Raw genomic sequence first — 25,366 nt, 5'->3', positions numbered from 1 at the left:
AAACAATCATTTTCTTGATATGTCGCAGCATAAGGTAGTTTTGTTACTAGGAAGTAACATTGGAGATCAAAAAAAAAATTTAGAAGAGGCTCTTAACAAAATAAAAGAAGGAGGTAATGAAATATTAAAAATTAGCAAATTTTTAACATCTGACCCTGTAGAATTTGTTAGTTCCAATATTTTTTGTAATATTGCATCAATAATATTCACGCATCTTTCGCCAATACAACTACTTGATTTTGTTAAAAGTATTGAAGTTGAGATGGGAAGAGTTAATGATTCAAGGGCTACCGGAGGTTATACTGACAGAGTAATAGACATTGATATCATTACATATGATGAATTAAAATTTACGTCAGAAAGATTAGAAATCCCTCATCAGAAACATCTTTTTGAAAGAGAATTTTCTAGAATATTATTAAAAGATTTTATTTAAATAAAACATAAAACATATTGTATGAAACTAGGTTTATTATTATTGGCCACATTGCCTATTGCTACTTACGCTCAGGACAGTATCGCCGTTAGTTCCTCTAGCGAATACCCCAATACTTTTTCCTCAGGTTCTGCCAATGTCCAAACTTTCGACAACAAGGCTAGACGATTTAAGGACTGGAGTATCTCAGTGGGTGGAGGTGCAGCATTCATGACTAATGCTGATCTTACTTCATTTTATGATGGTAAAGTAAATTGGGGTTATAACAGCTACGTCAGTATAGACAAGCAGATTTCACACACTTTTGGTTTGAGTCTTATCTACCAAAAAGGGGAAACAAATCAAAAAGGTCAAGCAGCCGGCCCAGCTGGACAACTAAGTGGGGTTGGTGTTGCAAAGACAAAGTTTGATCAGATTGGTATACTAGGAGATATTAACTTTTCTAACCTTTTAAGAAGAGTTGACAATCATTCTCCATACAGATGGGCATTACACGGATATGCCGGTCTTGGCTTAATGGGATACCACACATCTTTACATGATAATTATGAGTACAGATGGAGCACTACCCCAGCAAGAATTCCTTTGTTTATTGATCAAAAAATTGACATTAACTCTATTTATTTCCAATTTGGTACTGGCTTGAAATATAACGTTTCCAAACTTATTGACGTTGAAGTTAGAGCAATGTATACTGTAAGTGGTGATGATGAGTTCGATGGCGGAGGATGGGCTGGTCCAAAAGACTATGTTGCAGATCCTAATCTAGCAAAGTATAATATGATCAACAAACATAGATCAGATAATATGTGGACATTTAATTTAGGATTATCATTCAAATTAGGTAAGCATATGTCTCATTTAACTTGGCATGATCCTTTACAAGAAGCTTATTACAGAACAAGTGTACTTGAAAATGCTTCAACAGATTTTGTTGTATGTGAAAAAGGAGACAATGATAATGACGGAGTTTGTGATGATTGGGATAGAGAACTAAATACTCCTGCTGGTGCAAGAGTAGACGGTGCAGGTGTTGCATTAGATATGGATCTTGATGGTGTTATTGACTTATACGATAAGTGTGTAACAGTTCCTGGTCCTCCAGAAAACAATGGTTGTCCTACTAATACTGCTCCTACTAATAAATAATATAGTTAGTAAATAGCGAATAAAGTAAGTAAAACATTTTACTTCAATTAAAATAAAATCATTTAATTAACTAAATAAAAAATACACTATGAAATTAAGTTTAGCAATTGTTGCATTAGCACTAGCTGTTCCTACAGCCAGTTATGCACAAGACTCAACGGCAGTTTCTTCAAACGGAAAATATCCCAATACATTTTCTTCGGGCTCTGCTAATGTTTCCCCATTTACACAGAAATCTAAAAGATTTAATGATTGGTCAGTTTCAATTGGTGCTGGTGTACCTCTTGTACAATCTGCCGATTTAACATCAATCAAAAACGGTAACGGTAAGAACCTTTTTGGATATTCTGCTTACATCAGTATTGATAAAGCCATTACTCATGCTTTTGGAATAAGCCTACAATATGACAGAGGAGAAACCAGACAAGGATGGTTTAATACTAAAGACTCTGCTCCTGCAAATGCTTCAAAATTCCAACAAGTAGCAGGTAGAACTCAGTATGATGCAATCTCAATCTTAGGAGATATCAACTTCTCAAATCTTTTAAGAAGAGTTGATAACCATTCTTCATATAGATGGGCATTACATGGTTATGCAGGTATTGGTACTCTAGCCTATAGAGCATATCAAAAAGATGAGATGGGACAAAGACTAATGACTGAAGTTAAACCTTTCAAAATAGGATCATTATTTGGTCAAGCAGGTGCTGGTCTTAAATTTAAGGTTAATAGAAGTTTAGATATCGAAGGTAGATTAATGTATGTAATGACTGGTGATGATTCGTTTGATGGCGGAGGAGACCAATACAGCGCTATAAACCAACGTTCAGAGCAAATTTCTGATAACTTCTTTAACGCGACTTTAGGAGTTTCTTTAAAGTTAGGAAAACATGAATCTCACTTAATGTGGCATGATCCATTACAGGAAATCTATTATAAATTAGATGTTTTAGCTACTAAAAACCAAGACATTGAAGTTTGTAAAAAAGGAGATGCTGATAATGATGGTGTTTGCGATGATTGGGACAGACAACTTGATACTCCTGCAGGTGCAAGAGTTGACGGTGCTGGTGTAGCTCTTGATACAGACTTAGACGGAGTAATTGATCTTTACGATAAGTGTGTAACAGTTCCTGGACCAGTTGAAAACAATGGTTGTCCAACAACAACTACAGGACCGGTTGTAGAAACTGAAACTAAATTAGAAGGAATTGAGTTTGATTTAAATTCAGACAGAATCTTACCTTCTAATACACCAATCTTAAATAATGCTGTTAACTATATCAACACTTCAAGCGGTGCATATAATGTAGTTGGTGCTACTGATACAAGAGGTACTGATGCTTATAACCAAAAGCTATCTCAAAGAAGAGCTAACAACGTTAAAAATTATTTGGTTAAAAACGGTGTTCAGAATGGAAAACTTAACGCAGTTGGTAAAGGTAAAACAGACCTTAAATACCCAGAGTGTGAGCCAGCGACTAAGTGTCCAGAATGGAAAAACAGAGCAAACAGAAGAGTTTACTTTGAGGCTAAATAATAATAAATTATTTAATTATATATTAAAGTCACGCATTGCGTGACTTTTTTTGTTGTAATAAATACTTTCCTTATTTTTACCTAATGATTTCCGAACAAGATTTTCAAAAATTAAAATATGAAACCCTGAAGTATTTTTGGGGCTATGATCAATTTAGAGATTCTCAGGAAGAAGTCATTAATTCAGTTTTAAATGAAAAAGATTCTTTAGTCTTACTACCTACCGGAGCAGGGAAATCTTTATGTTACCAACTTCCGGCTTTGTTGAAAGAGGGAACATGTCTTGTTATCTCCCCTCTTTTGGCCTTAATGAAAGATCAGGTTAATCAATTAAAATTTCGTGGAATTGAGGCGGAATATTTATCTTCAGAACTTGATGAATTCGATGCTGAGACCATTTATAACAGATGTAAAGACGGTTTAACTAAACTACTCTATGTTTCACCGGAAAGAGTCACCAATAAACAATTTCTACAAAATATTGACGAAATACAATTGTCTTTTATTGCAGTAGATGAAGCTCACTGTATTTCAGAATGGGGCCAAGATTTCAGACCCAGTTATCAGAATATAAAAGAATTTAGAAAAAACAATCCTAAAATCCCTTGCTTAGCTTTAACGGCAACGGCAACTCCAAAAGTTTTAGAAGAGATTAAAATTAAATTAGAACTTAAAAATCCTAAAGTTTTTCAGAAAAGTTTTAAAAGAGATAATATAAAAATCTTCACAGAAGAAGTTTCTGATAAATTCCAGCGAATTTTTGATATCTTAAAATACAATAATGATTCAGGGATTATCTATGTCCGTACCAGAAAAGAAGCAGAGTTATTAACCGAATTCCTTCACAAAAATCAATTAAAGAATGTTGACTTCTTCCACGCTGGATTAACAACAAAAGAAAAGAATACGAGACAAAATCAATGGAACAAAAGCAATAATCATGTTCTAATTTCTACGAATGCTTTCGGGATGGGAATTGATAAAGATAATGTTCGTTTTGTTATCCACTTCTCTCCTGCTCCATCAATTGAAAATTATTACCAAGAAATCGGCAGATCAGGAAGAGATGGAAAAGACAGTTTTGCCTTCATGCTTTGGAATCAGCAGGAAATCTTAAATTTTGATCAAATATTAAAAAACCAAATTCCAAGTAAAAGTGAATTCTTGAGAATTATCAATTACCTCTACTCTATTTTTCAGGTTGCTGAATATGAATTACCAGAGAAAGTATTTCAGTTAAATACAATTGGGATTCAAAATTTCACAAAGTTATCCAATGCAAAAATCAAGAATGTATTGAATTTCCTACATAACCAGGAGATCATATATTTTAATGATAATAAAAGTTTGTCTTCTTTAGAACTGCTTATGAAAGCAGATGAGATTGAGCAACTTCCTAAAAAAGACGCCTATTTTATAGAGCTTTTACTTCGTTCAATTTCAGGAATTACAACTCACAAAGTAATGTTCAGCGAGCAGCAGGTGAGTAATAAACTAGGGATAAGCATTCATTTGATTAAGGAAAGACTTAAAGAATTACAACAAAAGAATTATCTGGAATATGTAGACGGTGCATTGTCAAGCGTGAAATTCTTAAAACCTAGAGACGAAAGAGTTACAAATAGTGCATATTGGAAACTTTTCGAACATATTCAAAAGAATAAAATCCAGAAATGGGAAGAAATGAAATTTTACACAGAGAATAATGACTACTGTAAAATGAAATTGATCATGGCCTATTTCGGAGAGAAAAATTCTAAAAACTGTGGTCAATGCTCAGTGTGCGAGAAAAATAAACAGTCCATGTTTGGGAAAAATATTTCTCTTCAGATCATTAATATTTTATCAGAAAAAGCATCTACAATTGAAGAGCTTTCTGTACAGTTGAGTTTTCATCCAAAACAAAATATTTTAGAAAATCTTATTTATCTTTTAGATTCCGGAAAAGTGAAAATGCTGAACTTCAGAACGTACGCATTAGCATAGGTAATGAGTAATTGGTAATGGATACAATTTCCATGGCTAGTTTTCTAATTTTTAAATCAATTAATTTTTCAATAATCAAAAGACTGCTATCTTTGCATTATGAAATCATTGAAAGTAGTTTTTTTAGGTACTCCAGAGTTTGCAAAAACTTCATTGGAAGCTGTTCATCAATCTCATCATGAAGTGGTAGGCGTTGTAACGGTTGCCGATAAAGCAAGCGGACGAGGGCAAAAGATCAATCAATCTCCTGTGAAAATTTTTGCTGCAGAAAATAACATTCCGGTTTTTCAACCTGAAAAATTGAGAAATCCAGAGTTTTTGGAAGAGCTTAGAAAATTAGACGCTGATGTTTTCATCGTGGTCGCTTTCAGAATGATGCCTAGAGTTCTTTTTGAAATGCCTAAAATGGGTACATTCAACCTTCATGCTTCTCTGCTTCCTGATTATAGAGGCGCTGCACCTATCAACTATGCTGTTATTAACGGAGAAGAAAAAACGGGAGCAACAACGTTCTTTATTAATGAAAAAATAGATGAGGGAAATATTTTACTTCAAGATGAATTAGAAATTTCACCTGATGAAAATGCTGGAACTCTTCATGATCGATTAATGACCATGGGTTCAAAATTGGTGGTAAAAACTTTAGACGGTTTAGCTGAAAATTCAATTGAAGAAAAACCTCAACCAGAAGTTGAACATCCTAAAAATGCATATAAAATCTTTAAGGAAGATACAAGAATAGACTGGACAAAAACCTCAAAAGAAGTTCATCAGTTTATTTTAGGAATGTCACCTTATCCAGCTGCTTTTACGACGTTAAAAATTGGAGAAGAAGAAAAAGGGCTAAAAATATTTGCCGGGAAATTTGAAATCGAAGACCATGGAAAGCCTGTTGGAAGTTTAGATATTTCTAAAAATGAATTTAAAATCTATACCAAAGACGGTGTTTATTTTCCTTTAGAATTACAATTAGAAGGAAAGAAAAGAATGAATATAAAAGATTTTCTGAATGGTTTCAGAAATTTCGAAGAAATAAAAATGGCTTAAAAAAATAAACCTTCAAGGTTTTAAAAACCTTGAAGGTTTCTATAACATTAAAGTTGTACCAACTCCGTCACCTCAACATCGTATCCTCCAACCTGAGGTTTAATATTAGGGTTTTGAGTGATTACTTTAAACTTATTGATTCCTAAATTCTTTAAGATCTGCGTTCCAATACCATAATCTCTGTAGTTATAAGCCAACGTTGGACGTTGTTCCTGACCGTCTTGATAATCCAAGAACTGCTGTAGCTTTTTCAGAGTATTTTCAGAGTTTGAAACGTTATTAATGAAAATAACGGCACCTTTTCCTGCTTCATTTACCATGTTTGTTACTTTTTCCAATAAAGGCTTTTCACCATTATTTAATCTTGTCAACACATCAAAATAAGAATCAGAAGACTGTACTCTTACCAAAACAGGCTCATCAACCGTCCAAGTTCCTTTCGTCAATGCAAAATGGATCTGTTCGTTTGAAGTTTCTCTGAAAGCATAAAAATCAAACTCACCATAAGCAGTTTTCACTTTTCTTTCTTCCAATCTTTCGATAAGGTTTCCTTTTTTAAGCTGGTAGTGAATCAAATCTTCAATAGAAACAATTTTCATATCATGTTTCTGAGCAAAAACCTGAAGATCCGGCAAACGAGACATTGATCCGTCTTCATTCATGATCTCACAGATCACACCACCTTCTTTTAAGCCAGCTAATTGAGTTAAATCAATGGCAGCTTCCGTATGTCCGGCTCTTTTTAAAACACCTCCTTTTTTAGCACGAAGCGGAAAAATGTGTCCAGGTCTCATGAAATCTGTAGGTTTTGAATTTTCATCCATCAAAGCCAAAATCGTTTTCGCTCTGTCACCTGCAGAAATACCGGTAGAAGTCCCGTTTCCTAAAAGGTCAACAGAAACAGTAAACGCAGTTTCTTTAGGATCACTACTACGGCTTACCATGATATCTAAACCAAGCTCGTCACATCTTTTTTCAGGAAGTGGCATACAGATAAGCCCTCTTCCGTGAACAGCCATAAAATTGATTAGTTCTGGTGTTGTAAGTTCTGCAGCACAAAGAAAATCACCTTCATTCTCTCTGTCTTCATCATCTACTACTATGATTATTTTACCATTTTTAAGGTCTTCAATAGCCTCCGGAATAGTATTTAATTTAATATCAGACATTTTTACTTTAGATTTTTGCAAAGATACTCATAAAAATAAGCATCTCCCAATTAATATAAATGGTTTGTTACGCTTTGAATAAAGAGTCTTTGGCTTTTCTGATGATGTCGTAAGAATCTAATCTTTTCTGATGATCGTAAATATGAGAATTGATCATTAATTCATCTACATTGAACTTCTCCTGAAAGCTTTTTAACTTCTCTTCAATCTCAGATTGATCTCCAATGAAAGTATATCTCAACTTCTGTAACACCATCGATTTTTCCATTGGCGACCAAATATCATCCATATCATCAACAGGTGGAGAAAATGGTTTTCTGTCATTTCTTACAATATTGATAAACGCCTGAAATAAAGTGGTAGAAAGCTTATGTGCTTCTTCTGTAGTTTCCGCTGCCACTCCATTCACACAAGCTAAAATATACGGTTTATCCAATTGCTTTGAAGGCTCAAAATGCTCTCTATAAATATTGAACGCCATTTCCATTTGTTCAGGAGCGAAATGCCCGGCAAATGCATAAGGAAGTCCTAATTCCGCTGCTAACCACGCACTATCAGTACTCGACCCCAAAATATACAAAGGAATATCCAATCCTTCTCCCGGAATGGCACGAACCAATGCATTAGAATTTTCTTTAGAGAAGTATTTTTGAAGTTCTAAAATTTGTCTTGGAAACTTTTCATTTATACTTGCGGGGTTTCTACCCAAAGCCTGAGCCGTTAAACCATCAGTCCCCGGAGCTCTTCCCAAGCCAAGATCAATTCTTCCGGGAAAAAGAGATTCCAATGTTCCGAATTGCTCGGCAATAACTAATGAACTGTGATTCGGAAGCATAATTCCTCCCGATCCTACTCTTATTTTTTTTGTTCCATTGGCGATAAAACCAATCAAAACCGAAGTTGCAGAACTGGCAATACTTTCCATATTATGATGCTCGGCAAGCCAGAATCTGTTATAATTAAGATTTTCAGTAAAGTTTGCTAAAGATAAACTGTCCTGAAAACTATCATGAATGCTTTTCCCTTGCTTTACAGGCGCAAGATCCAGCACAGATATTTCAAAGTTTTTCATATACGAGATATTTACTTTTTTAAAGGGGATACGAAATCTCCTTTGTCGATTTCATTTATTTTAAATCTAAACAAATTTAAAACATCTAATCTGCATTAGTTACTTTTTGTAATTGATAAGTCTGATGGTGTAGTTCAGGAAAAAACTATGAGAATTAAGTTTCAAATTAAATGATTTTAATTATACAATTTAAATATTCTATGATTTTGTATTTTTGAAAGTAATATAACTTAAATCGTGAAGAATATTTTTCTTATTTTAATAACAATTACTCTCTTAAATTGTAATAATAATGATAGTTTTAAAAATTCACAGGGAAAAACTGTTACAGAAATTCGAAATACCAATCCTTATAAAAGGCAACAGCCTGATAATTCAAAGTATCATACAAAATTAAACACCGTTTTATTATTACCTGAATCTGATTTTGCACTAAAATTAGGGAAAAAAGAATTTAATAAAATAGTAGATTCTCATCCTGAATTCTTCCAAGATATACCTGAAAATCCAGACAAACAATACTATCGTTTTGGAAATGATTTTGAAAGTGAAGCTGGAAAGGATTCTTATTTCATTTTGTATGCATATTTTCTCAAACAAAAAAATGGTTCTGAAAAATATGCTGAACAACGAAAAAAACTTATCAATATTTATTCAAACATTAATTCTTTATTCCAGTATTTTGAAGATGGAGGAACATATTTTGGACATCAATATTCCAGAATATTAGGATATGCAGAATATTCAATTTATTTATATCCAAAAAATAAAGATGAGTTTTATAAAACATATGACATCTCAAAACAAAAAGAATTATACATAAAATCTTTAAGGCAATTAGTTGAAGATGAAAATAAAATTGATTTTGAATCTACTGAACAACAGAAAATTGAACTAACAGCAAAAATGGAGGAGATAGTCAATAATATTGATCAATTAATTACAGACAATTTTTATCTTCGAAGAGCTCAAGAATTCCAATATGGAAACTATGAATATTATTAAATTAAAATCATGATCAAAATTGAAAACTTTAATAATAAAACAGTGGAAATTGAAGCGTTTCAATCAACATTTATTATTTTAAAAATTGAAAATAAATTATTTCGTTTTAACTTTAAAAATAAAAAAGAAGCGTTCTTAAAACAGAAAGAAACAGGAGTATTAGCTTTTCATGAATACCATCCTCTACTCGTTAATCATAACGAAAGCAATCTTGAAGTTTTCATCAACTCAAAACCTGAAAACATTGAAATGTTCATTGAAGACTTTCAAAAATCAATTGATGAAATCACAAAAGGCTGGAAAAATTGGAAAGATTACTTTGAAATTAATATCGGAATTACTTATGACATCTTCCTACAAAATATTCGACAAGGATCAGGCATCATTTTAAAAGCACCTTTTTCAATTGTTGAAAGCATTGAAAGAATCTGTGAAAAACACAATGTAAAAATGAGTTACTTTGGAGAGAAAAAGATAACTCCTCACCAATTAATTATGATTAATAATCAGTTTGTGATTGCTGAAGAATTCAATATAGCTTAAGCTAAAAAAACAAACCATGAAATCAAAAATAATGTCTCTCGAAAATAAATCAAATGGTCACAGCGGATCAGCGTGGATTGGTTTTGTAGAATTTTCAAAATCTGGTCAAACGGTTTATTTCAATAATAAAGCATTAAAAAAACTTAAAAATACAGGAATCTTAGGAAATCATTTTGATATAGAAACAGGAGAAGAATATTGGGTTTCGGGCGTAAAGAAAAATGGACAAGACCGCCATCAGTTTGGTAGTGGAAAAATTATGATTGATAAAAACTCAATCGATGACTATTTAAAACTCGTTGATTTCAATATCGTTGATGAAAAATATTTCACCATCATTGAGTTTGCCAAAACTGATAAAAGTAGATTTAATGAAATCGAAAATATTGAAGTAGAATATAGAAATAATAGCAGAAGCGCTGATTATTTGGATAACAATCAGAGAAAATTAATCTTAGATATTTAAATAAAAAAAGGATTAATAAATTTGAAGTCATTTATTAATCCTTTTTAAATACTATTATTTATTTTTCTCCTTTTTAAAATTATAATGATTAATCAAAATCCTGATTTCATTAAATTCAAAATTACTTGGTAAGGCGTTTTTCCATTCCGTTAATGTTTCGTGAGGCGTTTTGTAGAATACATCTTCAAAAGCTTTTATCTTATCTGTAGTAATGACTCTGGCAATATCTAACAATCCTTGTTCAGCAAACTTTGCCAAATGTCCGATTACCGTTTCTTTTACCAAACCTCTTTCAAACGCAACTTCTGCAATGGTTTTCCCTTGTTCAAACAGTTGAAAAGTAAGCACCTGAGAAGGAACTTTTGCAATTTTCATGCTGATTTCCTTATCATTCTTTTCGTCTAAAAGTTTCGTTTCTAATAAATGAGCTTCTTTTAAACTATTCAGATATTCTTCAACATCTTCCAGCCAATTCCGAAATTCTTCGTTGTATTGTTTTAAACCTTTTGCTCCTTTTATTTCAGCATAAAAATCTTTTAATGGACTGAAAACTTTATCTCTTATTTCCGTAAAAAAGAAATTGACCGCCCCTTTTGTTTTGGCTTCAATTTCAGACCATTCTTCTTTTTGATCAATGAAATTATTTACTTTCTGAGAAATTACTTTTTCCAGCTTTTCGAAAATTTTCCCCAATTGGGTTACTTCATGTTTTAGCTGAATATAGAGTTGATTGGTTTTAACGGTATCAATACTTTTTGTAACGATTGAAAGTTTATTCCATTCTTCCACTTCATTTAAAATCCATCTTGAATCTACGGTGCGAAGTACTTTTTTAATGCTGTAATCGTATTTTTCCTGATTTAAAATAGACTCAACATTATCATTGGCAAGAGTAGATCCCTGAAACTGCAGAATCCTGTTGTCTTTAAAAATAACTTCAGGCGTAATTTTAGATTTCAACACAATTCCTTCCAATGTTCGGCAACGCGATAAGGCAACATATACCTGACCCGCTGTAAAACTTTTTCCGGCATCGATAATTACTTTATCAAATGTCAATCCCTGACTTTTATGAATGGTAACCGCCCAAGCCAGCTTTATAGGAAATTGCTCGAAGCTTCCCAAAACTTCTTCTTTAATATTTTTATCGGTGTCCAGAAAATATTTTTTCTGTTCCCAAACTTCTCTTTTTACGGTAATTTCTCTTTCGCTTCCGTCGAGAACTACTTTAATTTCATTTTCATCTAAAGCAGAAATCTCACCCAGCTTTCCATTGAAATATCTTTTTTCTCCGGAAATATCATTTCGGATAAACATCACCTGAGCGCCTATTTTCAATTCTAAAAACTGCTCGTTAGGAAACTGATTTTCTTTAAATTCACCGAAAAGTTTCGCCTCAAAAGTTGAAGGATCCACTTTTATTTCCTTTAATTTTTCCTGATTGATCTCATCTGCCATTCTGTTGTGAGAACACAAATAGACATAAGATTCAGTTCCTGTTTCAAATGCCGGGTCGTATCTTTCATTAAGATGTTCGAAATCTATGCTTCCTACATCTCCATCACGAATCGCATTCAATATATCTAAAAAGCTTTCGTCAGATTGGCGGTAAACTTTTGTTAATTCAATCGTCAATAAAGGAATCTCTTTGATAGCATGACTATCAAAAAAGAATGGAGAATTATAAAACATTTTTAAAATATGCTCGTCTCTCACCACCGGCGGAAGCTGATATAAATCTCCGATGAACAACATCTGAACACCACCAAATCGTTGGCTATTTCTTCTGATGAATCGTAAAGAAAAATCCATCATATCCAAGACATCGGCTCTCAACATTGAAACCTCATCAATAATCAAAACCTCTACTTCACGTAGAAGCTTAAGTTTATCTTTTCTATATTTAAAATGAGGCATCAGATCGGCAATATTATTTGCCAAACTGGTATCAATACGGTCGGTTGTCGGTAAAAAGGTTCGCAAAGGCAGCCCAAACATCGAGTGAATGGTAACTCCTCCCGCATTAATCGCAGCAATTCCTGTAGGAGCCACAACAATGTGCTTCTTTTTTGTACGTTTTACAAAATCGTTAAGGAAAGTTGTTTTTCCTGTACCTGCTTTACCTGTTAAGAAAATACTTCTGTTGGTATACTCTATTAAGTCAAAAAAATGATTGTTCATCGCTGGCAAAATTACGGAAAATGAATTTGAATTTTTTATCTTGGCACAAGTTTTGAAAATTAGAGAATAGAAAAAAATATATTTTATGAAAAAATTATTCATTCAGGTTCCAACTTTAGTGCTAATTTCTTTTTTTGCTTTGAATTCATGTAAGGCAAAAGCAGACTCTAATACTAATTTACCTAAAGACATTGCAGAAAGACCGGCCGACGAAAGCAGTCAAAAATATGACCAGGCCCAATTGGATAAACTTCGAGCTGAAATTGAAGCCGAAATTTCCAAAGAAAAATGTGCAGAAGCTACAATAAAAGAATGGAAACCCGCCCCTATGGGATCTAAAGCTTGTGGAGGCCCCGTATCTTACATTGCTTACCCTACAAAACTAGAGGCTAAGATTCTACCAAAAATTGAGAATTACAATAAAAAAGAATCTGAATTTAATAAAAAATACAACATTTCATCAGACTGTTCATTTGTTGGAGAGCCTGCAGGAATAAGATGCATCAATGGAAAAGCACAGGTTGTTTACCCTGTAGAATAACACAAACACCCGAACTCGATCAGGAGTTTTCTCATTAAGGATAAAAAAAGCATTGTCAAAATTGACAATGCTTTTTTGTGAATTATTAAAATGTGAATAGTCAATTTTGCTTTGCAAGTGAATTTTACAGTGTTAAAAAATTGACAACAAAGTTATTTGACTTCAAAGAAAATTCACAATTCACATCCAAACTATCTTTCAACTTCTTTGGCATTCTCTTTATACCAAGAAGAATATTTTACATAATTATTAGCAATTCTGTTGACCTCTCCTTCTAATAACTGAGCAGAAATATCTTTAATTTTTCTCGCCGGAACTCCACCCCAAACTTCACCGGATTTAATATGCGTTCCTTGTGTTACCACAGAACCTGCTCCAACAATAGAATTTTCTTCCACCAAACAGTCATCCATTACAATAGAACCCATCCCGATTAAAACATTATCCTGAATTGTACATCCATGAACAATGGCATTATGCCCCACCGAAACGTTATTTCCAATAATTAAAGGATATTTTTCATACGTACAATGTAACATTACATTATCCTGAACATTTACTTTGTCTCCCATTTTGATGTAATTTACATCTCCTCTTATCACCGCATTATACCAGATGCTACAATCCTTACCCATCACAACATCACCAATGATTGTTGCGGTTTCAGCTAAAAAAGTATTTTCTCCTATTTGTGGTGATTTACCTAAAAGTTCTTTTATAAGTGCCATATTTTTTAATTTGATAATGAGTTATTTGAAAACTTTAATTTAATGAATAGTAATTTAAACAAAGGATAAATACCACCCATCCTAAAATCTAAATTACAGCGATAGCAAAAATCTAACTCCCCTCTTCTTACAATCCCACTTCTTATGCGTATTTTTGTAACTCAAATTTAACGAAAAAATGCATACTATACTTATAGAACCAACCGAAAACCCAAAAGTGATGAAATTTGTAGCAGACTACAACTTGATTCCGGGGTCTTTGGAGCTGGACAGAGATTCTGATATCTCAGAAATTCCTTTGGCACAAGAACTTTTTAACTATCCTTTTATTGAAAGAGTTTTTATTACTGCAAATTTTGTAGCCGTTGCAAAACAAGATACTGTAGAATGGGAACATGTAGTTGACAGTTTGAAAAACATCATTGAAGACGAACTATTGGCTAACCCTAGAGTGTATCTTCAAAAGAAAAAGGAAATGTATCAAATCTATGCAGAAATGACTCCAAACCCGGCGGTAATGAAGTTTGTTTCAAGCAAACTTTTATTGGAAGGTTTTGTTGAAGTAAAATCTAGAGAACAGGCAGATGGAGTTCCTTTGGCTCAGGCTATTTTCAAAGAGTTTGATTTTACTAAGGAAGTTTTTATTTCTGATAATTTTGTTGCCGTAACAAGAGATAATTCTGTAGAATGGCACGAAGTAATGATGGCAGTTCGTGGATTGATCGCTGAATATTTACAAAACGGCGGTGAGATCTCTACAATAGAAGCTCAAACACACGAAAATCCTGTAGAAAAGATCATCAACAGAGATTATACTGATGATGAGCAGAAAATTTCGGATATTTTAAATGAATACGTTGCTCCTGCTGTAGAAAATGACGGTGGAAAGATTTCTTTAATGGAATACGTTCAATCTACTAAAACAGCAAGAATGCTTTTACAAGGTGCTTGCTCAGGATGCCCAAGTTCTACCGCTACTTTGAAAAACGGAATTGAAGGTATTTTAAAACAATTCGTTCCTGATTTGGTAGAAAGAGTGGAAGCTGTAAACGGATAATTATTAAATATGAGAATATTTCTTCTTTTAATTTGTTTCAGTATAAGTATTCTTTCATGCAAGAAAGAAGCTGAGTCACATTCTAATATCAATCTCGGATTTCATGAGGATCTTGTGAAATCTAAATTAGCCAAGGACAGCCTTCAAAAGATGGATGTTGTTTTTGATAAGCTTAATAAAAAGAATACGAATTTCCTGGATTATTATGTTCACTATTATTATAAGCTTGACAAAGAAACTCAGGAGGAAATAAAAAAATCAAAAGGAGAAAATTTCCTAAGTGAACACCCTGAAGAATATTTTGCGCTGTTCACCAAAATAATCTCTGAGAAAGACGATAAATACCTTGCTTCTTTTGGAATAACAAAAGATGAGGAAATGCTTGCCAGAGAAGTGTATATTTTTCACTTAAAGAAAAACTATGGTCCGACTGTTGATGGACAACTGGAAAATCTAAATAAATAATGAAGGGAATTCTATTAGTAAATCTTGGCTCACCAAGATCAACGGCGGTAAATGATGTAAAGGAATATCTTGACGAATTCCTGATGGACGAAAAGGTAATTGATTATCGTTGGATTTTTCGAGCACTTTTAGTGCGTGGAATTATTTTAAATACAAGACCTGCAAAATCTGCAGAAGCTTATAAAACGGTTTGGACAGAACAAGGCTCACCCTTGATTGTAATCACTGAAAAAATTCAGAAGAAGCTTCAAAAACTGGTGGATGTTCCTGTTGAAATCGGGATGAGATATGCTCAGCCAAGTATTGAAGCTGGAATTCAGAAATTAGTTGATCAAGGTGTTACCGAAATCGTGCTTTTCCCATTGTACCCGCAATACGCAATGAGTACAACGGAAACGGTTATTGATAAGGCAGAAGAAGTTAGAAAAAAGAGCTTCCCAAATATAAAGATCAATTATATTCAGCCTTTTTACAATAGAGAGATCTACACCGATTGTCTGGCGGAAAGTATCAGAGAAAAACTTCCTGAAAACTTCGATGCTTTACAGTTCTCTTATCACGGAGTTCCGGAAAGGCACATTTATAAAACCGATCCTACAAAAACATGTAATTTAAACGATTGCTGTTCTCGTGAAAATAATCCTAGTCATCAGTTTTGTTATCGCCATCAATGTTTTGACGTGACCAATTCTGTTATTAAAAAATTAGGATTACCAAAAGAAAAAGTAATGGTTACGTTTCAGTCAAGATTAGGAAACGACAAATGGATGGAACCTTACACCGACGAAACTTTGGAAAGTATCGGTAAAAAAGGAGTGAAAAACCTGGCTATTGTTTGTCCGGCTTTCGTTTCTGATTGTTTGGAAACCCTGGAAGAGATTTCAGTGGAAGGAAAAGAACAGTTCCTACACGGAGGTGGAGAAAATTTCCATTATATCCCATGCCTAAATGATGAAGACCGCTGGATAGAAGTTGTAAAAACTTTGTGTGAGGAAAAACTCAATGAATTTTATCTCGTTTAAAATATAGTAACCTTCGGAAACGGAGGTTATTTTTTTGTTTAAATATTGGTTTGCGTTGTCGGGAATTCCAACTGCTTCTATTTTGGAATAAAATCTGGCTTTGTACTATGTATTTAATGGATGCTTCGACTCCGCTAAAGATGACAGCTCTAATACTAACCGTTTTATTTTACGGTAATTTGTAGCAATGTCATGCTAAGCAGAGTCGAAGCATATATTTTTCACTACATCTTTTATGAGATTGCTTCACCTTCGGTTCGAAATGGCAGATGTTGAAAGAGCCACTACAGCCCTAGCCCGGATTGCAGCGGCATCCTTTTGGGTTGCGGGCGAAGCGAAGCAGAGCCCGTAACCCAAAAGATATAGCGGAAAGCTGGAAAAAGCTTCAAATAAAAAATAAAAGCATTTTTTTCAACAACACCCCTTATTTTCAAGCAAAAAATTTAAATTAAATATTAAACCCCAAACAACACCCCTGTTATTTTCAATAAATATTTCAAATTTAATTATTTTAATTACCTTTACCCTATCAAAACAACATCATTAACCTTAAAAATTAAAATGATGAATGCAACTGCCGAAATTTTAAAACACAAAATAGAAAGTTTTTCTCCAGAATTGCTTCAAACTTTGGCAAGAATGGTAGAAAAGTTAGAATCACAAAGTAGATTTTCCATTCCCCAGTTTCAAATGGATGAAGTTTTATATCGAATTCAGTTTCATAACGAGAATCCCAGAACAAAACTAGATTTCTATGAAAATATTTCTGAATTGGAAAATAGCTTCACCTAATGAAAGTTCTATTATCTTCTATTGCAAAAAATGATATAAGACTTCTTATAAGGGTTTTTAATGCTGAAAAAGAACATAAAGGAGCGTATTTTTTGGAAGACTTAAAAGAATCAATCAAACAGATTGTAGAAAATCCCGAAAATCTTGAAGAAGAAGAACATCTGCAAATGACTATGCAAAACTTTCCTGTTCACATTCATTATATTTTTGAAAATGAAAAAAGCTTATTTATCACTGCAATTTTCAAAGAGATCAATTAAAAAAAATGATTAAATACAATATTCAACACATTTTTCAAGACTATTTTATAGAACCTTATAGGCGTTGATACCTATAAGGTTTTTTAGTATTTAAATTTACCAATCTTTTTTGTCATTATTTTCTAAAAGCTCATAATTACTGAATCCCAAATTCTTTAAGTCGCAATCATTCATTTCATTCTTAATTTTTTTGATTAACTCATCGTAGATTTTATTATAATGAATGGTTACAGCTTTTAAAACATATATTTTGTTACTAGGTGGCCAAGCAGGACGATTGATATAAGTATTATTTTGTTCTATATACTTTAACATATCTAACGCATCTTTATTTTCATATGATGCAACAGCTCTAGCAAAATACAGAACGTCATCTGTAATATTTTCCTTTGAGGTAAGCTTATTTTTAATATTCTTTTCAAAGTAATCCTTTAACAACTTAAAAAAGATTTTATCCGGGAATGCTTCAATGCTTTTAAAAATTGATTCAACACAGTATCCATTTATACTATTATGAAAGACATTATATAAAAAATTGACATCTTCTTTCTTATTAAACTTGCTCAAGGCATAGCAAGCTATCAACTGATCACCACACTTATCTTCGTTTTCAACCTTACTTTTATACTTAATTAAATTATAATATTTTTCATTTGCATCTACATCTTTTATCATCCAATTAGAAACATCAAGAAATGGATACTCTAATAAAACTTTCTCTACAAGATATTTTTTTTGAATTGGTGATAACCCATTTTCATCATAAGCTTTTCTTATCATCAAATCTGAAACAGTAAAAACCCCACTCGCATCTTCATAGTATTGCCAAGTTACCTTAGCGGTATCATCTAGATGCTTAATTAACAAATCAAAATATTCAGGTTCACTTTTATTTACTATGGCTCTGTAAGCAATTACTCTCAGTAATGGATTTTTAGCGTCCATAAGCTTAATCAACTCATCTTTTTTTGCATTCTTTTCTAAAAAACTCTTCGCCATTGTATCAGAAACAGGAACAAACTTTTCTTTTGAAAGCCTAGCTAAATATGGTCTTAATTCTTTTCTGAAATCCTCGACTTCATACTCTTTTTTGCATGATATAAAAACTAAAAGAATTAAAAATAAGTATATAGATCTACTCATTTAATTATTTTCTTACAGGAGTTCTAAACTCTCCATACCCCATCAAACCATCATAACTTCTCCCAAAAGGAGCATAATATAAAAAGGCCTGATACAGGTTTTCTGTTTGCCAGAAGTTTCCGTTAACCTCCCCGAAATTCAATGGGCCATTAGCTTCTTTCGTCGCCAGAACATAATTGTAAAAACCTTGTTTTAGAAATATTTTGGCCACATACCTTTTACCCGCTTCATCATACTGCATTTGATTTTCTTTGCTAGGTATAAAATTATTAAATCCACCCAACACATAAATTTCTTTATCCACAGGATCAGATTCTAAAGAAAAATATACCCAAGAATAATCCGCCTCTCTTTCTGCATTTCTTTCAAGCCCCATATCATTTCTTCTGTAATACCAAGCTCCGTTTACGTCTGGTTGATATTGATAATTCAGAGGAAAAGCCCAAACCGGATGAAGATAGGTTTGATTTACTCCATCTTTCAATTCCGTGTTACCCACCATATCTGCTGCAATATTCATATTTTTATTATCGAAATAATAAAATTCATTATTCCCAGGAAAAGCAAGACTCATCTGCTGGAACAGCAATTTATTTCCTAAAGTGGCACTTGGTTTTAGATTATTAATTGTTACATTCGGGTTGTTATTCTGCATCACATTCAAACTCATTGAATTTACATTTGATGAAAGATCTCCCCCTTTTGAAATCGCCTGCACTTCTACTCTTTGGTTCACATTTGGATTTCTTGCATCTGCCACTCTTGAAATATTCAATCCTAAGCTGGCATTGTCTTCAACAAGATAAAATCTTCTTTTAAAAAGGGGCTTATCTACAGAATCTTTATACACAATCAGCTCAAAATTCCCTGAAACCTTTGGCTGTATTTTATCATTAGGAAACGTTAATGTGTAATGCGTATAAGGCTGTAACGTATTGAACGAATATTGAAATTTATCAATTAAATCATTCAAGCTTCCATTAGCAAACTCTGTAAAAAAAAGATTATCATCATTCCAATTTCTGTCATAATGTTTAAGAGTATACCTAAAAATATCACTAGAATTGGTAAGGTCATCAAAACTCAAAACCAATTTCTGATTAAAGTTAATCACCGGAGTTTCATCGTTCGTCTGTGGGTTGAACAATTGTATACTTTGGATGTTTTGTCCAAAAACCAAACCACTCAAAGAAAGTAAAAGTATGCGCAAAGTTTTCATTATGACGAAGATAACGAAAAATCATTTTTAAACCACAAAAGGTTAAGATCTTTATTAAATTGAATTGATTTTTTAACATTAAAAATAATAGATGCTTCGACTTCGCCCAGCATAACAGCTCTAACACTAATCGCCTTATTTAACGGTAAATTTGTAGAGATATCACACTAAGCGAAGCCAAAGTATCTTTTTAAAATATATTCAAATTAAAAATTAATTAAAATGTTTTAAACCAAAACTTTTGTGGTTAAATTTGTATTCATAAAAACATTCAGCATATGCTTCAAATTCAAGGCTTCGTATTCAACTTTGCAAGCGAAAACACCTATATCATTTATAATGAAAATAAAAATGCCTGGTTAATTGATCCAGGAAACATGAATGAACAGGAAACAAAAGCGATTGATTCTTTCATTACAGAAAACGAATTAAAGATTCAGAAAATATTACTAACACACGCTCACATTGACCATGTTTTGGGTTTACAATGGGCTCATGACACATTTAAAGTTCCCGTGAGCTTACACAAGGATGATCAGGAAGTATTGGACATGCTCCAAGCAAGCGGAATGAGATTCGGTTTTCAAATTGAGCCCGTAAAAGTAGAAGTAGAATACGTACATGAAGGTGATGAATTAGAATTGGATGGAGAAAAATTCAAAATCTATCACGTTCCGGGACATTCTCCAGGAAGTGTGGTTTATCATAATGAAAATCAAAATTTCATGATCTCGGGTGACGTTCTTTTTGAAGGAAGCATCGGAAGAACCGATCTTTACAAAGGAAATTACGATCAATTAATTGATGGAATTAAAACAAAACTTTTCATTTTAGATGATGAAACACAAGTTTTTTCAGGTCATGGAAACCCTACGTCAATCGGTTTTGAGAAGCAACATAATCCGTTTTTGAAGTAAAAAAATGTATCTCTTTAAAAAAACTAAATTTTCATCATTAAGTGATGCAATTCAAAATCCAAAGAATTGTAAAAAACTAAGCCTATTATTTATAGAATACAACTTAAAGGATAAAGGTGCTATTTTTTCACAATTCATCAACTTAAGAACACTAGAAATTCAGGCTGATCCTTCTATATATGATTTGGATAACTTTGAACTTCCGGAAGAAATCGCCAGTCTAAAAAAATTAAAAAAAATATGGCTTCTAAACCTTCCGTTTAGAACTTTTCCTGAATGGCTCACTCAAATAAAATCATTAAAATATTTAATGGTTAGAGGAAATGACATAGATTCAATTCCCGATACAATAATGCAGTTAAATAATCTAAAAACACTACGTATTGAAAACTGTGAATTGAAGAAACTACCTAAAACCCTCAACCAAATGTCAAGCTTAAGATTTCTAGGACTTTGTAGTACAAAACTAACAGACCTTAACCCTGATCTATTTCCCAATAATTTAAAAGAAATAAGTTTATCTGGTTCAAGAAAATTTGAAGATGATGATTTGGAAAATTTGAAAAAAGCAATGAGAAAAACTAAGATATAATTTGTCACAATAAAAACCGTCAGAGATTTTCTGACGGTTTTATCAATTTATGAAAAAACTAAGTTGTTTTAGAAATCAAATGAAATTGATGCTCTTGCAGCTGCACCCATAATTGGTCTTGCCATTCTGATATCACCACTTCCTGTTAATGGAGATCTTGGATCCCCTTCAGTAATACCAATTGTATTGAAGACGTTAGTTCCATCAATAGCAAATCTAATTTTACCTAACTGATAAGAAGTTCCCGCTCCAAATTCCGTAAATGATGGCAAGGTATTATCTACGCTATTTGCTTCATCCTGGAAACGCTTTCCATAATAATTCATACTTACATATGCTCTCCATTGTTTTGTAATATTTACTGCTGGAGAAATATTAAAATAGAATTTAGGCATTCTTCTTACTAAATTTCCATCATAATCGAACGTTGTTTTATCGGCATTAGTTCCTCTAAAATCTTTATATTTTGGGTTTTGGAATGTTCCATTGAAAGTTACTTCCAAGAAGTTATTGAACAATCTTGCATACCCTTCCAATTCTACTCCGATATTTGTTGTATTTGCAAATTTATTTTCTGAAGTTCCATCAGAGAAAACATCCGTAAACGATAGATTTTTTAAGGCAGAGTAGAAAGGAATCACTCCGATATCAAACGTTCTTGAATAATATTTATATCCAATTTCCAACTGATTTGTTGTTACCGGTTTAATCTTACCTAAATCTGTCATATTATTATAGTAAGATTCTTCATTTGGAGATCTGAAACCATTAGAAAAACGCGCATATACAGCATTTTCACTATTAATTTTATAGTTCATCGCAGTAGTAAAAGAAACCCTGTTTACATCATAGTTCCAATATGTATATTTATTTCCTAAGACAGCCATATTATCATCTGCTGTTGTTGTTAGGAAACTATGAGTACCATCCGTTGTTAATCCCGAATTATTTAAGTTTGAAGTGGTTGTATTCACTCCATATCCTTTATAGAAATCACGGCTATAACGAATTCCACCATTGAAACTCAAATTGTCTGTAATATTATAATCTAAATTCAAATAAAGATCATTCAAACTACCCTGCACCTGAGAATCCCTCATTAAGAAAGACATATCGGTAACGCCGTTATATGTTTTAGAATACCCTGGAGAATTAGGTGTTAAAGAAGTATCTACTAAATTAAGAAGTTCAGGTCTGTCTGACGCAGTGGTTAAAATATTACTCCAGTTCCATTGTTGGTTTGATTTCCAGTTTGATTTATAGAAACCTGCCGTCACATTTCCTTTATCAAATTTATAATTGAACTGTAAATCATTTACAAAATTGTTCATTTGTTTGTCAATAGCCCAGAAACCTAATTTCTGAACATAATCAGGATTTACAATAGCACCATTACTCACTAAAGAATATTGATAATTATTTCCTATAATTCCAGCCCCTCCTTTCTCTACAGGTTTATTCGCAAAACCACCTGCAGTCTGTGGAGCACCTGCTGGGAAAATCCCAGTATAATTCATATTGATATTGGTATATCTCGTTTTGTTTAAAACAGAGAAGTTATTTCCCAAATCATATTTAAATTCAGCTCCTAAAACATCAACTTTCGGATGAATCCCATCTTCTAAGTTTCTTTTAAAAAATCCACCTCCTGCTTGAGGAATATTTAACTGACTAATTCCTCTGTAACTGTACGTTCCGTAATTTGGATCAAAACCAGGAAAAGCCTTCAATTTATCTCCGTCCTGAGTTAAAGGAATAGGAAGGTAGAATGTATTTCTATCATCTAATTTTTTATAATACACTTTAGCGTATCCTTTATCAAAAACATACTTAAGATTCATTCTGATTTGCCCACCTTGGTTAGCTTTGAAGCCTGTTTTTCTAATTCCATCATCCGTTCTATAGAAACCTCCGACGTTGAAAAATAATTTATCTTTAACCAGTGCACCTCCAAGATTCACATCTGTACGCATCAATCCGTAGGTACTGGTTTCTAATTTTGCCGTTCCTCTAAAATCATTAGTCCCTTCTTTGGTAATAAAGTTAATTAAACCACCAGGAGAATTGGTTGCAAAAATAGATCCTGAACCCCCTCTTAATGCCTCTAGCCTACTTACCGAATTATCTACACGGAAGAAATTATCTGCATTAGCAAATTGCAAAGCACCATCTTCAAAGACCGGTAAGCCATCTTCCTGTACCTGTACAAATTCATAAGCTCCCGCCGAAGGAATACCTCTAGCAAAAAGATTATTTCCCACTTCACCTCCTGAAGTTTCAACAGCGAATCCCGGAACTCTCTGCAGTAAAGCCGCCGCACTTATCGGGTTTTGTTTCTGGATTTCCTTTGCACTAAATGTAGAAATAGCTGTACTCGATTCTATTTTCTTCTTAGGACTAGAATTCCCTGTAATTACAACTTGCTCAATAGATGCAGACCTCGTAGAGTCCTGAACCTTTGGAGTTTCCTGAGCATAGGCATTGTTGAAATAAAGCGTAGCAATACCCGCAATCAAAAAGATTGATTTATTTTTCATAGCCGTAAATGATTTTATTTTTGTTTAGTTTTGTTTTAATTTCAGATAAACTCCGTTTGTCCAGCCAAAGCCATCCTGATTTGGATATTCTCCACCTCCAGCAACTGTTTCAATATCCAGCGCATTGTATTTCTCCATCAATTTACCTGTGTTATCGTACACTCTTTCAACATTGGAGCACCAATTATTTTTAATTTTATCAGCAAGTTCATCAAAGCCATAATTTTTCATTCCTTTAAATCCTAACCATTGGTATGGCGCCCAAGCATTAGGAAAATCCCATTGTTGAATAGTTTTTTTAGTCGTGGTAACAAGCCCTCCTTGGTAAAGAAACTTTTCCGCAATAGTTCCTGCAACAACTTTAGCCTGCTCCTCACTTGCCAAACCTAAAAACAAAGGATAAAGCGTACAAATATGCTCAGAGGCAGTTTTAGCATGCTTTTTCGTATGATAATCTTTATAAATATATCCATCCCAGAAATAAGTATCAATTGCCTGCTTTCTATTTTTAGCCCTTGCAATAAAATAATTTTCCCTTTCCGTTAATCCCTGAAGTGCAGAAGATTTCGCCAATGTTTTTTCTAAATGCCACAACAGGCAATTAAGATCTACCTCAGAAAGATTCAATGTTTCTATAGTCTGTATTGTTTCACCATCCGCAAACCATCTGCTGGAAAAATCCCAACCAGACTCACATCCGCTTCTAATATTTCTGTAAAATTCTTCACTGGAAGCATTTTCATGATCTTCAATATCAATTAAATAACTTTCAGGGCGAGGCGTATTTTCTGCGTCATAATATCTATTTAGAATATCGCCATCTTTAGTTTTTATCACCCTTTTACTGCTTGAATCTTTTTCTAAGCCTTCCTCACCATCCATCCAGAAAGCATATTCTTTCTCTAAAGTATCGTGATATTGAGTATAAATTTCTTCATTACCTGTTGTTTCAAAAAGCAAATCAAGCATCAAAGAAAAATAAGGAGGCTGAGAACGGCTCAAGAAATGAGTTCGGCTAGCATTAGGTACAAATCCTACTGTCTGAATGAGATAAGAACAGTTTTCAACAATATTCTCCATCATTTCCACTCTTCCGGAAACCTGTAATCCAAGCATTATAAAATAGCTGTCCCAATAAAAAAACTCATTAAATCTCCCCCCAGGAACAATATAAGGCTTCGGGAGTTTCAAAAGTGTTCCTTTTGCTTCGTAAGCGGTACGGGTTAATTCGTCCCAAAGTTTTTCAATATGAATCTCAATTAGCAACCGTTCTTCTCTTTTAATAGAAATTTTAGCTCCTAGAAAATCAAAATTCGACAATACAAATCCCTTCAAATCAAAACCTTCCGCATTTTTTTCATTATCATATTTTTCATTGATTTCAGAAACAGGAAATAAAGGAACAGCATCTGTCATTGTTTTTTGATCTTCAAAAATTTTTGACCTTTGGATATCCTCAAAAAGAGCCTGAATTTCCTGTATATAAAGTTGATTGTTCAT

General features: G+C 33.1%; 24 protein-coding genes. 16 read left to right on the top strand and 8 right to left on the bottom strand.

Going from position 1 to position 25,366, the window contains the following annotated elements; translation table 11 throughout:
* Positions 1 to 19: 19 nt before the first annotated feature.
* From folK to fmt, 5 genes are all read left to right on the top strand, one after another.
* Positions 20 to 436, top strand: a complete 417-nt coding sequence (gene folK, locus BUB80_RS16370; protein ID WP_073294999.1) for a 2-amino-4-hydroxy-6-hydroxymethyldihydropteridine diphosphokinase — start codon at positions 20 to 22, stop codon at positions 434 to 436.
* A 21-nt stretch (positions 437 to 457) separates the two neighbouring features.
* Positions 458 to 1,585: a flagellar motor protein MotB gene (locus tag BUB80_RS16365; protein WP_073294996.1), complete on the top strand. Its 1,128-nt coding sequence runs from the start codon at positions 458 to 460 to the stop codon at positions 1,583 to 1,585.
* A gap of 88 nt (positions 1,586 to 1,673) precedes the next feature.
* A complete protein-coding gene (locus BUB80_RS16360) occupies positions 1,674 to 3,125 on the top strand; it encodes an OmpA family protein (RefSeq protein WP_073294993.1) in 1,452 nt (483 codons plus the stop codon).
* Positions 3,126 to 3,208: 83 nt separating this feature from the next.
* Entirely contained in the window at positions 3,209 to 5,110 is a 1,902-nt protein-coding gene (locus tag BUB80_RS16355) for a RecQ family ATP-dependent DNA helicase (protein WP_073294991.1), read from the top strand.
* A gap of 99 nt (positions 5,111 to 5,209) precedes the next feature.
* Complete coding sequence (fmt, locus tag BUB80_RS16350; protein WP_073294988.1) at positions 5,210 to 6,157, top strand: methionyl-tRNA formyltransferase; 948 nt, start codon at positions 5,210 to 5,212, stop codon at positions 6,155 to 6,157.
* Positions 6,158 to 6,204: 47 nt separating this feature from the next.
* Here fmt and ribB read toward each other — a convergent pair whose 3' ends face one another.
* A complete protein-coding gene (ribB, locus tag BUB80_RS16345) occupies positions 6,205 to 7,326 on the bottom strand; it encodes a 3,4-dihydroxy-2-butanone-4-phosphate synthase (protein ID WP_073294985.1) in 1,122 nt (373 codons plus the stop codon).
* A 67-nt stretch (positions 7,327 to 7,393) separates the two neighbouring features.
* Positions 7,394 to 8,398: an LLM class flavin-dependent oxidoreductase gene (locus BUB80_RS16340; protein WP_073294982.1), complete on the bottom strand. Its 1,005-nt coding sequence runs from the start codon at positions 8,396 to 8,398 to the stop codon at positions 7,394 to 7,396.
* Between the two features lie 237 nt (positions 8,399 to 8,635).
* Here BUB80_RS16340 and BUB80_RS16335 point away from each other — a divergent pair, with 237 nt between their 5' ends.
* Genes BUB80_RS16335 through BUB80_RS16325 form a run of 3 tightly spaced genes read left to right on the top strand, consistent with a single transcriptional unit; the run spans position 8,636 to position 10,412 of the window.
* Positions 8,636 to 9,403 (top strand): hypothetical protein, encoded by a 768-nt coding sequence (locus BUB80_RS16335; RefSeq protein ID WP_073294979.1) that lies wholly within the window; start codon positions 8,636 to 8,638, stop codon positions 9,401 to 9,403.
* Between the two features lie 9 nt (positions 9,404 to 9,412).
* The gene (locus tag BUB80_RS16330; protein WP_073294976.1) at positions 9,413 to 9,946 is read left to right on the top strand and encodes a hypothetical protein; all 534 of its coding nucleotides are present in this window, start codon (positions 9,413 to 9,415) and stop codon (positions 9,944 to 9,946) included.
* Between the two features lie 16 nt (positions 9,947 to 9,962).
* Positions 9,963 to 10,412 (top strand): hypothetical protein, encoded by a 450-nt coding sequence (locus tag BUB80_RS16325; RefSeq protein ID WP_175549624.1) that lies wholly within the window; start codon positions 9,963 to 9,965, stop codon positions 10,410 to 10,412.
* 54 nt (positions 10,413 to 10,466) lie between these two features.
* Here BUB80_RS16325 and BUB80_RS16320 read toward each other — a convergent pair whose 3' ends face one another.
* Positions 10,467 to 12,593: a helix-turn-helix domain-containing protein gene (locus tag BUB80_RS16320; protein WP_073295064.1), complete on the bottom strand. Its 2,127-nt coding sequence runs from the start codon at positions 12,591 to 12,593 to the stop codon at positions 10,467 to 10,469.
* Between the two features lie 85 nt (positions 12,594 to 12,678).
* Here BUB80_RS16320 and BUB80_RS16315 point away from each other — a divergent pair, with 85 nt between their 5' ends.
* Positions 12,679 to 13,134, top strand: a complete 456-nt coding sequence (locus BUB80_RS16315; protein ID WP_073294970.1) for a hypothetical protein — start codon at positions 12,679 to 12,681, stop codon at positions 13,132 to 13,134.
* Positions 13,135 to 13,325: 191 nt separating this feature from the next.
* Here the strand turns inward: BUB80_RS16315 and BUB80_RS16310 are convergent, their stop codons facing one another.
* Positions 13,326 to 13,862, bottom strand: coding sequence for a gamma carbonic anhydrase family protein (locus BUB80_RS16310; protein ID WP_073294967.1), 537 nt, complete (start codon positions 13,860 to 13,862; stop codon positions 13,326 to 13,328).
* A gap of 178 nt (positions 13,863 to 14,040) precedes the next feature.
* Here BUB80_RS16310 and BUB80_RS16305 point away from each other — a divergent pair, with 178 nt between their 5' ends.
* From BUB80_RS16305 to BUB80_RS16285, 5 genes are all read left to right on the top strand, one after another.
* A complete protein-coding gene (locus BUB80_RS16305) occupies positions 14,041 to 14,919 on the top strand; it encodes a NifU family protein (RefSeq protein ID WP_073294964.1) in 879 nt (292 codons plus the stop codon).
* Positions 14,920 to 14,928: 9 nt separating this feature from the next.
* Positions 14,929 to 15,384, top strand: coding sequence for a hypothetical protein (locus BUB80_RS16300; protein WP_073294961.1), 456 nt, complete (start codon positions 14,929 to 14,931; stop codon positions 15,382 to 15,384).
* Positions 15,384 to 16,406 carry a ferrochelatase gene (gene hemH / locus BUB80_RS16295; RefSeq protein ID WP_073294958.1) on the top strand — a complete coding sequence of 341 codons (1,023 nt, stop codon included), beginning with the start codon at positions 15,384 to 15,386 and terminating at the stop codon, positions 16,404 to 16,406. Before BUB80_RS16300 ends, hemH begins: the two co-directional genes overlap by 1 nt.
* 564 nt (positions 16,407 to 16,970) lie before the next feature.
* Positions 16,971 to 17,198 carry a hypothetical protein gene (locus tag BUB80_RS16290; protein WP_073294955.1) on the top strand — a complete coding sequence of 76 codons (228 nt, stop codon included), beginning with the start codon at positions 16,971 to 16,973 and terminating at the stop codon, positions 17,196 to 17,198.
* Positions 17,198 to 17,458, top strand: a complete 261-nt coding sequence (locus BUB80_RS16285; RefSeq protein WP_073294953.1) for a hypothetical protein — start codon at positions 17,198 to 17,200, stop codon at positions 17,456 to 17,458. Before BUB80_RS16290 ends, BUB80_RS16285 begins: the two co-directional genes overlap by 1 nt.
* Positions 17,459 to 17,554: 96 nt before the next feature.
* Here BUB80_RS16285 and BUB80_RS16280 read toward each other — a convergent pair whose 3' ends face one another.
* Both BUB80_RS16280 and BUB80_RS16275 read right to left on the bottom strand, forming a co-directional pair.
* Entirely contained in the window at positions 17,555 to 18,601 is a 1,047-nt protein-coding gene (locus BUB80_RS16280) for a hypothetical protein (RefSeq protein ID WP_073294950.1), read from the bottom strand.
* A gap of 4 nt (positions 18,602 to 18,605) precedes the next feature.
* Complete coding sequence (locus BUB80_RS16275) at positions 18,606 to 19,820, bottom strand: type IX secretion system plug protein (RefSeq protein WP_073294948.1); 1,215 nt, start codon at positions 19,818 to 19,820, stop codon at positions 18,606 to 18,608.
* A 278-nt stretch (positions 19,821 to 20,098) separates the two neighbouring features.
* Between BUB80_RS16275 and BUB80_RS16270 the strand changes: the two genes are divergently transcribed.
* Together BUB80_RS16270 and BUB80_RS16265 are read left to right on the top strand one after the other, a co-directional pair.
* Positions 20,099 to 20,737, top strand: a complete 639-nt coding sequence (locus BUB80_RS16270; protein ID WP_073294945.1) for an MBL fold metallo-hydrolase — start codon at positions 20,099 to 20,101, stop codon at positions 20,735 to 20,737.
* A gap of 4 nt (positions 20,738 to 20,741) precedes the next feature.
* Entirely contained in the window at positions 20,742 to 21,329 is a 588-nt protein-coding gene (locus BUB80_RS16265; protein ID WP_073294943.1) for a leucine-rich repeat domain-containing protein, read from the top strand.
* Positions 21,330 to 21,397: 68 nt separating this feature from the next.
* Here the strand turns inward: BUB80_RS16265 and BUB80_RS16260 are convergent, their stop codons facing one another.
* Both BUB80_RS16260 and BUB80_RS16255 read right to left on the bottom strand, forming a co-directional pair.
* On the bottom strand, positions 21,398 to 23,866 hold the full coding sequence (locus tag BUB80_RS16260; RefSeq protein ID WP_073294941.1) for a TonB-dependent receptor: 2,469 nt from the start codon (positions 23,864 to 23,866) through the stop codon (positions 21,398 to 21,400).
* A 24-nt stretch (positions 23,867 to 23,890) separates the two neighbouring features.
* Positions 23,891 to 25,366 carry a trehalase family glycosidase gene (locus BUB80_RS16255; RefSeq protein ID WP_073294934.1) on the bottom strand — a complete coding sequence of 492 codons (1,476 nt, stop codon included), beginning with the start codon at positions 25,364 to 25,366 and terminating at the stop codon, positions 23,891 to 23,893.

The sequence above is a fragment of the Chryseobacterium polytrichastri genome (genome assembly GCF_900142445.1).
GTDB classification, from domain to species: domain Bacteria; phylum Bacteroidota; class Bacteroidia; order Flavobacteriales; family Weeksellaceae; genus Chryseobacterium; species Chryseobacterium polytrichastri.
The sequence above is the reverse complement of the archived record's forward strand: the minus strand, read 5'-3'. Positions and strand labels throughout refer to the sequence as shown.